The sequence below is a fragment of the Hoeflea sp. TYP-13 genome (genome assembly GCF_040932035.1).
Lineage (GTDB): Bacteria > Pseudomonadota > Alphaproteobacteria > Rhizobiales > Rhizobiaceae > Hoeflea_A.
On record NZ_JBFRBB010000002.1, the window covers coordinates 630,542 to 642,339 of the forward strand.

Annotated in this window: 14 protein-coding genes; 5 read left to right on the forward strand and 9 right to left on the reverse strand. The window is 57.7% G+C overall.

Annotation, left to right across the window (positions count from 1 at the left end; all coding sequences use genetic code 11):
* The first annotated feature begins 264 nt into the window (after nt 1–264).
* On the forward strand, nt 265–1,485 hold the full coding sequence (locus ABVT35_RS13305; protein ID WP_368467063.1) for a flagellar biosynthetic protein FliO: 1,221 nt from the start codon (nt 265–267) through the stop codon (nt 1,483–1,485).
* 53 nt (nt 1,486–1,538) lie between these two features.
* On the opposite strand, the gene dksA is transcribed toward ABVT35_RS13305, so the two are convergent.
* Both dksA and ABVT35_RS13315 read right to left on the reverse strand, forming a co-directional pair.
* Nucleotides 1,539–1,958, reverse strand: a complete 420-nt coding sequence (gene dksA, locus ABVT35_RS13310; protein ID WP_368467064.1) for an RNA polymerase-binding protein DksA — start codon at nt 1,956–1,958, stop codon at nt 1,539–1,541.
* A 168-nt stretch (nt 1,959–2,126) separates the two neighbouring features.
* Entirely contained in the window at nt 2,127–3,431 is a 1,305-nt protein-coding gene (locus ABVT35_RS13315) for an NAD(P)/FAD-dependent oxidoreductase (RefSeq protein ID WP_368467065.1), read from the reverse strand.
* 208 nt (nt 3,432–3,639) lie between these two features.
* Here ABVT35_RS13315 and ABVT35_RS13320 point away from each other — a divergent pair, with 208 nt between their 5' ends.
* From ABVT35_RS13320 to ABVT35_RS13330, 3 genes are all read left to right on the forward strand, one after another.
* A complete protein-coding gene (locus tag ABVT35_RS13320) occupies nt 3,640–4,188 on the forward strand; it encodes a histidine phosphatase family protein (protein ID WP_368467066.1) in 549 nt (182 codons plus the stop codon).
* Between the two features lie 203 nt (nt 4,189–4,391).
* Entirely contained in the window at nt 4,392–5,867 is a 1,476-nt protein-coding gene (locus ABVT35_RS13325; protein WP_368467067.1) for a YcjX family protein, read from the forward strand.
* Complete coding sequence (locus ABVT35_RS13330) at nt 5,864–6,970, forward strand: YcjF family protein (RefSeq protein ID WP_368467068.1); 1,107 nt, start codon at nt 5,864–5,866, stop codon at nt 6,968–6,970. The genes ABVT35_RS13325 and ABVT35_RS13330 overlap by 4 nt, the downstream gene beginning before the upstream one ends.
* A gap of 3 nt (nt 6,971–6,973) precedes the next feature.
* Here ABVT35_RS13330 and ABVT35_RS13335 read toward each other — a convergent pair whose 3' ends face one another.
* Nucleotides 6,974–7,279 (reverse strand): ArsR/SmtB family transcription factor, encoded by a 306-nt coding sequence (locus ABVT35_RS13335; protein ID WP_368467069.1) that lies wholly within the window; start codon nt 7,277–7,279, stop codon nt 6,974–6,976.
* A 235-nt stretch (nt 7,280–7,514) separates the two neighbouring features.
* Here ABVT35_RS13335 and ABVT35_RS13340 point away from each other — a divergent pair, with 235 nt between their 5' ends.
* Nucleotides 7,515–8,063 carry a hypothetical protein gene (locus tag ABVT35_RS13340; protein WP_368467070.1) on the forward strand — a complete coding sequence of 183 codons (549 nt, stop codon included), beginning with the start codon at nt 7,515–7,517 and terminating at the stop codon, nt 8,061–8,063.
* 4 nt (nt 8,064–8,067) lie between these two features.
* On the opposite strand, the gene folK is transcribed toward ABVT35_RS13340, so the two are convergent.
* From folK to ABVT35_RS13370, 6 genes are all read right to left on the reverse strand, one after another.
* Nucleotides 8,068–8,604, reverse strand: a complete 537-nt coding sequence (gene folK, locus ABVT35_RS13345) for a 2-amino-4-hydroxy-6-hydroxymethyldihydropteridine diphosphokinase (RefSeq protein ID WP_368467071.1) — start codon at nt 8,602–8,604, stop codon at nt 8,068–8,070.
* Nucleotides 8,585–8,956 (reverse strand): dihydroneopterin aldolase, encoded by a 372-nt coding sequence (folB, locus tag ABVT35_RS13350; protein WP_368467072.1) that lies wholly within the window; start codon nt 8,954–8,956, stop codon nt 8,585–8,587. Before folB ends, folK begins: the two co-directional genes overlap by 20 nt.
* Nucleotides 8,953–9,843, reverse strand: a complete 891-nt coding sequence (gene folP / locus ABVT35_RS13355) for a dihydropteroate synthase (RefSeq protein WP_368467073.1) — start codon at nt 9,841–9,843, stop codon at nt 8,953–8,955. The genes folB and folP overlap by 4 nt, the downstream gene beginning before the upstream one ends.
* Nucleotides 9,844–9,855: 12 nt before the next feature.
* Complete coding sequence (locus ABVT35_RS13360; protein ID WP_368467074.1) at nt 9,856–10,881, reverse strand: NAD(P)/FAD-dependent oxidoreductase; 1,026 nt, start codon at nt 10,879–10,881, stop codon at nt 9,856–9,858.
* 28 nt (nt 10,882–10,909) lie between these two features.
* A complete protein-coding gene (locus ABVT35_RS13365) occupies nt 10,910–11,230 on the reverse strand; it encodes a 2Fe-2S iron-sulfur cluster-binding protein (RefSeq protein ID WP_368467075.1) in 321 nt (106 codons plus the stop codon).
* Nucleotides 11,231–11,369: 139 nt separating this feature from the next.
* Entirely contained in the window at nt 11,370–11,750 is a 381-nt protein-coding gene (locus ABVT35_RS13370; protein WP_368467076.1) for an Hpt domain-containing protein, read from the reverse strand.
* Between the last annotated feature and the right edge of the window lie 48 nt (nt 11,751–11,798).

Here is an 11,798-nt window from a genome sequence, read left to right on the forward strand (position 1 = left end):
ACCCTGTTTGGACCACATTCCTTAACACAATGAAAGGCTTCCCCGGTTTTCCGCGCCAAACCTGTGTAGCGCCCGGCAATTCGGCTCGGTGCCGGTTATGCGAAACACAGCGCCGAATCCGGCCAAAGCGATGGCCAAGCTGTGTGTTTCATGAAAATTGACTGTCACGCGCTTGCATGGTCTCTGATGGCCCTCTACCCTTTCAACCGGTGGCGAACGCTGAATCGCTTCAGGGGGAATTGAATATTAGGACGCTGAATTATTATGAGTGACGCACTTACCGGAACGGGCGGAATGTCCATTTACTCCTTGCTTATTATCGGTGCGGTCGTCGTTGTCCTATTCGGCCTTTTCTTATGGCATCTCAGACGGCGCGGCCACATGGCCTTCATTCGCGGCGGCTCGAACCGGCAACCGCGGCTTGCGGTTCTCGATGCAGCTGCAGTCGACGCACGGCGCAGGCTCGTGCTGGTGCGCAGAGACAACGTCGAACACCTGATCATGATCGGCGGCCCCAGCGACATTGTCGTCGAACGTGGTATCAACAGGGCTTCGGTAGCAGCACGCGCGGGCCACCAGGAGGCAGCCGCCCAACAGGCTCATGCTCAACCAGCCGCGCCAAAGGATCAGCAAAGGCCGCAGCAACCCCAGGGGCAGCCTCGGCCGGAGCCGAAGCAACCGCCCAAGCCGCAGCCCCAGCCGATCGCGACGGAACCGCTGAACATCCCGGTTACCAAACCCGCGAAAAAACCGGAAGAGCCGGTGAAAGCCGACACGCCGCCATTGCCGGGCAGCGAACCCGTGCCACCCATACCGCCGCTCGCTTCCGAGGCTAAGCCGCCGCCGCTGGTCGGAAGCACCCGGGCTACACCCGTGGCGCCCGACACCAGGTCACCGCCGCCGCAAAATAAGTCTCAGCAGGCGCCGGCGCCTGAACTCGCAGCCGTTGCTGTATCGGCCGCCGCGGCATCGGCCGCCAACGAAATGGCAAAACTGGATGCAAAAGGCCCCGCTGCCGAACCGGCAGGACCCGTTGTTGATGTTATGGGGCCTGCGGCTGGAGGCGGCACGATCGGCGACGAGGAAAATGCCATCACGGCCGAACTTGAAGATGTTCTGGACGCCGCCCGCGAACTGGTGATGCCGGATACACGAACCGAACCTGCTTCTGCGGACGAAATCATTGCCGCTCCGCAGGTCGATGTCGCTCCGCCAGCGGTGGAAATTCCGGAAGTTGAAACCGCCCAGCCAGTCGAAGGCGAGGAAGCGCCGCAACCGAGCGCGATCACGGCGGACGAGCTTATCGCGGATTTTGATGAATTGCTGGAGGCGGAAATTAGCAAGGCGGAACAGCAAAAAGCCGCCAACGATCCGGGAACGGAAACATCGCCCGAAGCCACGGATAAACCTGAGCCTGAAACACCTTCTGCATCACTCGAAGATGAGATGAAAAAGCTTCTCGGCGATCTAAGCGTCAAACAATAAAAAAAGGCGGCTGATAAATCAGCCGCCCTTTTGCCTGGTCAATGAAGTGCCGGCTACTCGTCCCTGTAGACTTTTTCACGGCGTTCATGGCGTTCTTGTGCTTCAATCGACAGTGTCGCTATAGGACGCGCGTCGAGCCGTTTCAGGCTGATCGGTTCTCCCGTTTCCTCACAATAGCCATACGTACCTTCGTCCAGCCGCCGCAAAGCCGCATCGATTTTCGATATCAGTTTGCGCTGCCTGTCCCGTGCACGCAGTTCAATGGCTCTGTCCGTTTCGGACGAGGCACGGTCTGCGATGTCGGGATGATTGGCGCTGTCTTCCTGCAGGTTTCCGAGTGTTTCGCGTGCTTCACGCAGTATTTCGTTTTTCCATGCATTCAGTTTGGCTCGAAAGTAGGCACGCTGCTTGTCATTCATGAACACCTCGTCATCCGAGGGAACATAGGAACCAAGATCAATCATTTCATTCATGGTGATTCCTCTGGTAGCAGTGCTTTTTGGGCGTGTGTATAGCCACACCGCTGCCCGCTTACAAGCGTGAATTCACCAAGCTGTATATTTTTTGTGTGCATCACAATTTTATTTAACGTTTATATTGATTTACGAAATTGTCACAACATCGTCAGAAATTCGCCACGGCTACATTTCGTCAAGGGCGTCGGTTAGCCGAAGCCGCATGTATTCAAGCTGTGTCGCAAGCCTACCAAATGGCCCTCCGCCCCACACAGGTCCAAACTTTTTAAACAGTTTCAACCGGCCATCGTCACCGGCTATTGCATCTGTGACAGCAATCGCACCGGATGCCGTCGCGTTCAGCCCATGGCCGCCAAAACCCGTCAGCGCGAACAGCCCCGGCTGTAATTCCCCAACAATCGGCATTTTGTGGCGTGCATACCCCATCAGACCGGACCAATTGAACTCAATTTCCAGATCACCCAGTTGCGGATAAATCCGCTGAATATCGCGCAACAGCATCTCACCAAGGCGCGCCGGCTCGCTTCGCCTTGTGGTGATGCGCCCGCCCCACAGCAATCGCAGTCCGAGTTCGTCCTCGACAAGACGGTAATAGTCGCCGGCCCGCCGCTGGTCGGCAATGCAGCCCCGGTATCCGATGATTTCGGCAAGGCTGTCCCTGAAGGGACGGCTGGTCACGACATAAGTGGCAACCGGCAGGATACTCCGTTCGATCTGACTGATCGGACCACCATAGGCGCTGGTGGCAACAACCACCCTGGCAGACCGGACCTGTCCCGAAGGCGCCTTTAATACAAAGGAGGCGCCTGATTTCGCGACCTCCGACACCTCAGTGCCCTCAAATACCCTAACACCCGCATTGAGGCACAGCGCCAGCAGCAGTTCGGCATAGGCGAGCGGATCGATATGAAATGGTTTGCGGTCGACAACACCGGCCTGATAGCAATCCGTTTTGAGGACCTGCTGTAGCCCGCTTCGGTCCAGAAACTCCATTTCAGCACCATAATCACGCGCCATGCGGTCCCGCCAGGCCCGAAATGCACCGACCTTCCCGTGGCGTATGACATGAAGCCAGCCCCGCCCCGCGATAATGTCACTGCGGCCTGCTGCTGCGATCGTATCTTCCACATATTCCACACCCGTGACCGACAGATTGTAGAGCTTTTTTGCCGTCTCAACGCCGGTTTTGCGTTCAATCGATCCGATGCTTTCTGCAAAACCCGGTGAAACAAACCCGCCATTGCGGCCGGAAGCCCCCCAGCCTATGCGCCGTGATTCCACGAGCGCCACGGAGTGTCCGCGGCGTGAAAGCTCAAGGGCAGCCGTCAGTCCCGCAAGTCCGCCACCGATGATCGCGACATCCGTATCCTCCCTGCCCTTCAGAGGCTTGCGCAATGCGCGGGGCGGCTGGCGGGCGGCGTAATAGCTTGCAGCGTGCACCTGTTGATCGGCCACTGTGGAATTGCTCATACGGTATTCGCCTTTTACCTGGATGTCTTTGCATAGTCCTGCAGATGCGCGCATTCCACCTGATAGCGACGAAACCCGATGTTTTGAACAGTTTGCAATAATTGTGGAGCACCCTCTCGCATCGGCGATCGAATGATGCTTTAAATGCCTAAATGTCAAACCGCGCCATAACCCGCAACCGGAATTGGAGATTGGCGAAGCGCCGCGCATGAACAAGCACGCCTCAACCAACCTGACGGTCTATTTGCTTCGCCACGCACATTCCGCCTGGGCACGCCCTGGTCAGCGCGATTTCGACCGACCGCTTGACGTCCGAGGGGTCGACGATGCCAACATTGTCGGCGCGGCCTTTGCGCGTTTTGAAAAACTGCCGGCAACGGTTTTGTGTTCGACCGCAAGGCGCTGCCAGCAAACCTGCGAAATCGTGCTGTCGCATTTGCCATATAAACCGCAGGTCCAAAGCAGCGACGAACTCTACAGCAACGACCACGCATACTATATCGAGCAGCTATCGAAGCAGTCCGACACACCAGTCCTTTTGATTGGCCACAATCCAATGATGGAGGATACGGCGCGCTTTTTGAGCATCAGTGCCAAGGACCGCCCCGGGGAACGGCTGCAGAAGGGTTTCCCCACCGCCGGGCTTGCCGTCATCGAATTCGAAGGCACGATGTCGCAAATCAGGGATGGCGGTCACCTGTCAGAGTTTCTGTCGCCAAAACGTCTGCGGAAAAAAGCGCAGAAAGTCGAAGGCTAGGCTGTTAATCCCGACTGTGCAGTGGAAATAACTGCCTCAATTCATTGTAATTAAATATCAAATTGGCACCGACGGTGACGGAATTCAACCGGAGGACAAACGAATCCCGGTATTTCGACCACCGATGCGCCAGGCCAGCGGCTTGAACAGCCCATGGGCGGGTTCTTATATGCCAACCAGCAATTGTGCCAAGCAGGTGAAAATTGGGTTCTGCTCTTTCCCGAATATCCGACGAAGCTCTGATCACGGTGGACAATCTTGTGGATCGCGCCAGCGACCTCATGCGCCCGACCATGCGCTTCGGTGTAACAGGGCTCTCGAGGGCGGGCAAAACCGTGTTTATCACCGCCCTCGTGCACAATCTTCTGCACGGCGGTCGCCTGCCGCTTTTCAAAGCGCAGCAAAGCGGGCGCATCGCGTCGGCCTATCTTGAACCGCAACCTGATGACGGTGTTCCGCGTTTTCAGTATGAGGACCACGTCAAAGCGCTGGTGGACGAACGCCTGTGGCCGCAATCCACCCGTGCGATATCGGAACTCAGGCTGACCATCGAATACGAATCCGCCAGCGCCTGGAACCGGTTGCTTTCGTCTGGAAAGCTGTCGATCGACATTGTCGACTACCCAGGTGAATGGCTTCTCGATCTTCCCCTATTGAAGCAGGATTTTCGTGAATTCAGCCGGAACGCCGTGGAACTTGCGCGTTTGCCGGCCCGGGCCGATCTGTCACGCCAATGGCTTGAAAAATCGGCTGAATGCGATGCAAGCCTCACAGCTGACGAAACCCGGGCGCGCGAAATATCCGGCCTATTCGCAGACTATCTGCGCGCCTGCCGCAGCGACGAACGCGCCCTTTCAACACTTCCGCCGGGCCGGTTTTTAATGCCAGGTGATCTTGAAGGCTCACCCGCACTGACCTTTGCCCCTTTACCGGGTCTGCCTCAGGAAGGCTCGGCACCGGCGAATTCGCTCTGGGCGATGATGGAACGGCGTTACGAAGCCTACAAATCCCTTGTCGTCAAACCGTTTTTCCGGGACCACTTCGCCCGGCTGGACCGCCAGATCATCCTCATCGACGCCATGCAGGCCATGAATGCCGGACCGGAAGCGGTACAGGACCTGGAACGGGCTCTTGTCGATATCCTTTCCTGCTTCAGGCCGGGACGAAACAGTCTTCTTACGTCGCTGGTATCACGGCGCATCGACCGCGTTCTTATCGGCGCGACCAAGGCCGACCATCTGCATCACGAAAGTCACGACCGGCTGGAGGCCATCGTTCGCCGTCTCGTCGAGCGGGCAACCCGGCGTGCGGGTTACGCAAAAGCGGAAATTGAGGTCATCGCCATGGCGGCCGTCCGCGCAACCCGTGAAGCAAGCGCCAAACAGGGCAAGGACAAGCTTCCCCTGATCGTCGGCACGCCGATGAAGGGCGAAAAAATCAACGGCGATACCTTCGACGGAAATGGCAAGACAGGTATATTTCCAGGCGACCTGCCAAGCGATGTGGAGTCCTTTTTCAAACAGGCCGAAACCCGATCGGGCAAATCGTCGCCACCGCTCAATTTTGTCCGCTTTCGCCCGCCCAAACTGGAACGCACCGCCGAGGGTGTAACCTTGTCGCTTCCCCATATCCGGCTCGACCGGGCGTTTGAATTCCTGTTCGGAGACTGGCTGGCATGACGAACAAGCACAGAAAACCGGCCGCCTTCAAAATAGACGACGGCGAAGAACAGCCGGCGGAGGCTCCCGATAGGAAACGGGCCACTGCCAAGCGCCGTGAACCGGTGGCTCTTGCCGAAGGCATTGATTTTACTGAAAGTAAGGACGATCCGTTCCTCGGTGAGCCGTTGGAGACTGATAGCGATACTGCATTAGCCGATGCGCTGACGCCGCCTGTCGCCGCGTCGAAGCGGCGCGGACTGTCACTTGGCAAGATCGCGATCGCAGCTCTCGGCATGCTGTTTTCGCTGGCATTTGCCCTGTGGGTCGACAACCTGATCAGCGCCTATTTTGCACGCTCCCTATGGCTGGGCTGGACTGCAACCGCTCTGACTGTCATAGCCGTCGCCGCCCTCGCCGGCCTCGTCGTCCGGGAAATAGCGGCTCTCATACGCCTCGATGCCGTCCATACCATCCGCTCAGCCGCTGAAGACGCCCGCAAGGAAAAGAACCCTGCAAAGGCAAGAGCCGTGCAGACAAAACTGGTGAACATTCTGTCGCGCCGGCCGGAAACAGCACGCGCGCGCAAGCAGTTGAAGGAATTGGAGGGCGAAATCATTGACGGCCCGCACCTGATGGAACTGGCGGAAACGGAACTGCTCGGGCCGCTGGACAGCGAGGCCCGCAAACTGATTGTCAACGCCTCCAAGCGTGTATCGGTGGTCACGGCGCTCAGTCCGCGCGCGCTGCTCGATATCGGCTATGTGCTTTTTGAGGCAATGCGCCTTATCCGCAATCTGGCAGCGCTTTACGGCGGACGTCCCGGAACCCTTGGCGCCATGAGGCTGGCACGCGACGTTGTCGGGCATCTGGCCGTCACAGGCTCCATGGCAATCGGTGATGGCGTCATTCAGCAGCTGATGGGTCACGGTCTGGCAAGCAAGCTGTCGGCCAGGCTTGGCGAAGGTGTTATCAATGGCCTGATGACCGCACGTATAGGAATCGCCGCAATGGATCTGTGCCGTCCGATGCCGTTCCACAACCTCAAACGTCCGGGGATCGGCGAGTTTGTCGGTGACCTCACCCGTCAGGCAACCGGCACGCAGAAATCCAAACAGAAATAGAAGCTAGAGCGTTTCCGGCTGGCCTAGGCCAACGCAACATTCCTTCGTCAGAAACTCCACGAGCTCGGTCACGACGTCATAATCGGCGTAGTTGCGGATTTCGCGGCCGAAACGTTCCTGCCGCACCAGCCCGGCTTCCACAAGCGCGGACAAATGATGCGCGAGGGTCGAGGCCGGAATGGAAAGGTGCTGGCCGATATCGCCGACATTCAACCCGCCTTCTCCGGCCTTCACCAGAAGGCGAAATACCGAAAGCCTGGCTTCATGGCCAAGGGCTGACAGGGATTTTGCTGCATTGGATTCGTCCATAATCGGAACATAAGCGCTGTACAGGCCCCGTCAATATCCGTGCACCGCAATTAAGAGCCGCCCGATTGAACCGCCGTTCATTCGCGCCGTGGCCTCAAATTGTTGAGTAACAGAACCGAAATATGCGCCTATTTCGCAATTTCGCGACGCTCTGCTACAATCCGCGGGCTTTTCAACCCGCCATTAACCATTCCGGTTGATGGTATTGCTTTGTTCACGTGTTGCAGGCTGGATCATGTTTTCTCGATTGTCCCTGATCACTATCGCTGTTTTTGTGGCCGGGCTTGTCGCACCGGCCTGGGCGGGCTCCAAGGACAAGGTATTTTTTGAATCCGTCGCCGGCGTGTGGCAGGGACCGGGCGAAATCGTAGCCGGCAAATACAAGGGCACAAAATTCGTCTGCAAGCTGACCGGTGGACCGACCACCGAGCACTCGGTCGGCGTTGAGATGGATGGCCATTGCCGCGTCGGTGTGTTCTCGCAGAAAATGTCGGCATTTATCGGCCGCGAAGGCAGCGACTATACCGGCCGGTTTCTCGACGGCGCCAAGGGGGAAGGTCTGGATATCACCTCCGGGATCGTCAGGGGCAACAAGATTGTCGTCGGCATCAACCGCAAAAAACTCAATGGTGCGATGGTTGCTCATCTGGAAGAGCCCAACACCATGAACGTCACCATTTCGGTCAGTGTCCGCGACGAATTGATTCCGGTAATCGGCATGACTCTTTCGCGCGATCGCCAGATAGGTTCAGTCAAAAGAGACGATAGCGATCATCTGCGCTGACGCGCTATTTTTTCAACCACCACGAAGAATCTTCGCTCGCCAGCTCGATACCGGCCGCATCAGCCGATGCAGCCCAGTGCGATACCGGCTTGCCACGCACGTGAACCTCCGGACCGATATCCATCAGCGGCAATAAAACAAATGCCCGCTCATGCATGTGCGGATGAGGAATGCTGAGACCGTCTTCGTGAATGGTCTCGGCATCATAGGTGAGCACATCGATATCAATGATGCGCGGCCCCCAGCGCTCGCGGCGTTTTCGCTTGAGCCGCCGTTCCGTTGACAGGCAGGCATCGAGAAGGCCGTGCGGACTGAGCGCTGTGCGCACCATGGCGCAACTGTTGAAAAACCACGCCTGATCGGTCTTGCCCCAGGGCGGCGTGCGATAGAGACGCGAAACCGCGGCCACCTCTATTTCTGCATCTGCCTGCAGGATCTGCAGCGCTGCGGCCATGCTTGCCGGTGGATCGCCGATATTGCCGCCAAGCCCCAACAGTGCCACATGCGCCAGCGCGCCGGCATCACTCGGGGGCGTATTCAACACTGACCTCCGCGTGATCGAAAATTCCGGGAATGGGGGCACTGGGTTTGCGGATTGTGACCACAACGCGCACGATGGTCGGGAACTGCGAGCACAGCTCCTTGCCAATTCGGTGAGCCAGCGCTTCAATCAGCTTGAAACGCTCCTGTGTGACGATCCGTTGCACGGCAGTGTGGACCGCGCCGTAATCGACGGTGCTTTCATGGTTGTCCGTTGTGAGCGCGTCTCCGGCGAGCACTTCCATATCGACATCAACATAAAAGCTCTGCCCAAGCTGCACCTCGGCCTGGAAGACGCCATGGCGGGCAAAGAACACGCAGTTTTTAAGGCCGATTTTATATGTCTTGCTCATTGGCCGGCTCCAGATAACCTGGCGGCCAGCACCGCATCCGCCATCGCCAGCGCATCCTTGTTGGCGGCAATGTCGTGCACACGGAAAATGGCCGCACCCTCAAGTCGCAACATTGCGGTGGTGGCCGCAGTGGCAATATCGCGTTCTTCCATATCGCGCCCGCTGACAGAGCCGACAAATCGTTTGCGGGACGTACCGGCCACCAGCGGATAGCCAAGCGCACGCAGCTCGCCAAACCTCGCCATCAGCTCGATATTCTCGTCGGCATCCTTTGCAAAACCAAAGCCCGGATCTAGCGCAATCGCCTCGCTGGCGACACCTGCGGCATCGGCAATTTCCAATGATCGTCCCAAAAACAGCAGTTGGTCTTCAATGACGTCCTTTGCCTTCTGGCGATCCCTTCCGGTGTGCATGATACATAGGCCGGCGCCGAGTTCGGCCGCAGTCGCCGCCATTTCCGGATCCTTCTGCAGGCCCCAGACATCATTGATGATATGCGCGCCGGCATTGACCGCAAGCCGTGCTGTTTCGGCCCTATAGGTGTCGACCGATATGATTACATCGCTTCGGCCTGCCAGCATCTCGATCACCGGCAGAACCCGCGACTGCTCAGTGCCTGCGTCGACCGGGTCCGCACCGGGGCGCGTCGATTCACCACCGACGTCCACGATCGCTGCCCCTTCATCAACCATGTGCACAGCCGCATCCACTGCCGCGGTCACATCGTCGAAGCGTCCGCCATCGGAAAAGGAATCCGGCGTTACGTTGACGATGGCCTTGAGGTGACCGCGCGTGCCAAGCTCGAGGATTCTGCCATGCGCCAGGCGCCAGATCCTCGGTGTAAATCCCGCATGCGGCAATGCGTTTTGCGCCGGGGCTTCAGCCATCTGAACCAAAACCTATTTTACTCCGAGCTTCTTCTGCAGACTGGTCGATGAGGTGGTGTATTGGAATACAACCCTTTCGTCGGGTTTGACGATTGTCCTCGCCGCCTGCGCCATCAGCGCCGCCTCATGGAATCCGGAGAGTATCAACTTCAGTTTCCCAGGATACCAGTTGATATCGCCGATTGCGAAAATTCCCGGTACGCTGGTCTCGAACTTCTCCGTATCGACCGTGATCAGGTTCTCGTGCAGGTTCAGGCCCCAGTCGGCAATCGGACCGAGTTTCATCGTCAGTCCGAAAAACGGCAATAGCCGGGTGCACTCGATTTCCCGCTCACCGTCCGCATCCTTGAGCGTTGCTGCGCGGAGCCGGCCGTCATCGCCGTGCAGGGCCGAAATCTGCCCCATCTCGAATTTCAGCGAACCCTCATCGCGCAACGCAAACATCTTGTTTACGCTGTCATCGGAGGCTCGGAACTGTGGCCGTCTGTGCACGAGGGTAACGGAATTGGCGATCGGCTGCAGATTGAGTGTCCAGTCCAGCGCTGAATCGCCCCCGCCGACGATCAGCAGATCATGGCCGCGAAATTCCTCCATGCGCCGCACGGAATAAAACACGCTGTCGTCCTCATAGGCCTCGATACCCGGTATTGGCGGTCGCTTGGGCTGGAAAGAGCCTCCGCCGGCGGCAACGACAACGACCTTGGCCCTGAATATCTCGTCCTCATCGGTGGTGACTTCGAAACGCCCGTCATCAAGCTTCTTTAGAGCTGTCACCATGCGGTTGAAATGGAATTGCGGCGAAAAGGGCCGGATCTGCTCCATCAGGTTATCGGTCAACTCCTGCCCGGACACGACAGGCAGGCCGGGAATATCGTAGATCGGTTTCTCGGGATACAGCTCGGCGCACTGGCCGCCCGGCCGGTCGAGAATGTCGATCAGATGACATTCCAGATCGTAAAGGCCGAGTTCAAAGACGGCGAAGAGGCCAACGGGCCCTGCTCCCACTATGACGACATCGGTTTCGATATTTTCAGTCATTGGCGTTTCCCGCCCAACGGAGATTTGTTCAGGCCTGACGCTCCGGCACACGGACGACAAGTCCGTCGAGGTCAGGAGATACTTTTATCTGGCACGAGAGCCTGGAGGTGGGGCGAACGTCGTAGGCAAAATCGAGCATATCCTCCTCCATTACATCTGGTGCACCGACTTTCTCGCTCCATTCATCATCGACATATACATGGCATGTTGCGCAGGCACAGGCGCCTCCGCATTCTGCCTCGATGCCCGGCACGGAATTGCGGATAGCGTTTTCCATAACCGTTGACCCGTCTTCGGCATCGATCTCAAAATTCATGCCGTCATGGGCAACGATTGTCAGCTTGGTCATAAATCAGGCTCCGCAAATATAGCAACAATGCGGAGTTAAAGACACTTGCGCGGAAGTCAAGCGTTCTGACGCCTTTCAGGCGCAAGCGGATGAGATTGCGGCGTATCCCGCCACAATTACGACGTCTGTTGCCGGTCGGTTACCGGGACAGGCCGGATATAAAATTCTCCACATCGACAACCGCGTCGGTCAACGCGTCGTGAAGAACGCCGTCACTGGGATCCCTCTCCAGGCACTTGGCTGCTCGCGAGACGCAAAATGCACCGACGCTCGATGCTGATCCGTGCAGTGTTCGCGCGACTGCCACCAGGTCGCGTTTCTTTGTCAGGTGGTTGGTGCCGCAGATCTGATTTACACACTGCCTGGCCTGACGGGCAAACAGACACAGCACATGTGTTTCGGCATCTTTGTCCCCCGCGGTCTGCCGCGCAAGATGCACCAAATCGATTGGCCGTTCGCTTGATGGACTGTTTCTGTGACCGTGTTCCGGTGGTTCGAATATTTCCCGATGTGTAGCCATCGAATTCCCCTTTCCCGCTGTTACACAAACAGTGCACAACAGAATCTT

Excerpts from the sequence above, each read along its gene's own strand:
- ABVT35_RS13305 (WP_368467063.1), top strand. The coding sequence starts at position 265 with ATGAGTGACGCACTTACCGGAACGGGCGGAATGTCCATTTACTCCTTG.
- dksA (WP_368467064.1), bottom strand. The coding sequence starts at position 1,958 with ATGAATGAAATGATTGATCTTGGTTCCTATGTTCCCTCGGATGACGAG.
- ABVT35_RS13315 (WP_368467065.1), bottom strand. The coding sequence starts at position 3,431 with ATGAGCAATTCCACAGTGGCCGATCAACAGGTGCACGCTGCAAGCTAT.
- ABVT35_RS13320 (WP_368467066.1), top strand. The coding sequence starts at position 3,640 with ATGAACAAGCACGCCTCAACCAACCTGACGGTCTATTTGCTTCGCCAC.
- ABVT35_RS13330 (WP_368467068.1), top strand. The coding sequence starts at position 5,864 with ATGACGAACAAGCACAGAAAACCGGCCGCCTTCAAAATAGACGACGGC.
- ABVT35_RS13335 (WP_368467069.1), bottom strand. The coding sequence starts at position 7,279 with ATGGACGAATCCAATGCAGCAAAATCCCTGTCAGCCCTTGGCCATGAA.
- ABVT35_RS13340 (WP_368467070.1), top strand. The coding sequence starts at position 7,515 with ATGTTTTCTCGATTGTCCCTGATCACTATCGCTGTTTTTGTGGCCGGG.
- folB (WP_368467072.1), bottom strand. The coding sequence starts at position 8,956 with ATGAGCAAGACATATAAAATCGGCCTTAAAAACTGCGTGTTCTTTGCC.
- folP (WP_368467073.1), bottom strand. The coding sequence starts at position 9,843 with ATGGCTGAAGCCCCGGCGCAAAACGCATTGCCGCATGCGGGATTTACA.
- ABVT35_RS13360 (WP_368467074.1), bottom strand. The coding sequence starts at position 10,881 with ATGACTGAAAATATCGAAACCGATGTCGTCATAGTGGGAGCAGGGCCC.
- ABVT35_RS13365 (WP_368467075.1), bottom strand. The coding sequence starts at position 11,230 with ATGACCAAGCTGACAATCGTTGCCCATGACGGCATGAATTTTGAGATC.
- ABVT35_RS13370 (WP_368467076.1), bottom strand. The coding sequence starts at position 11,750 with ATGGCTACACATCGGGAAATATTCGAACCACCGGAACACGGTCACAGA.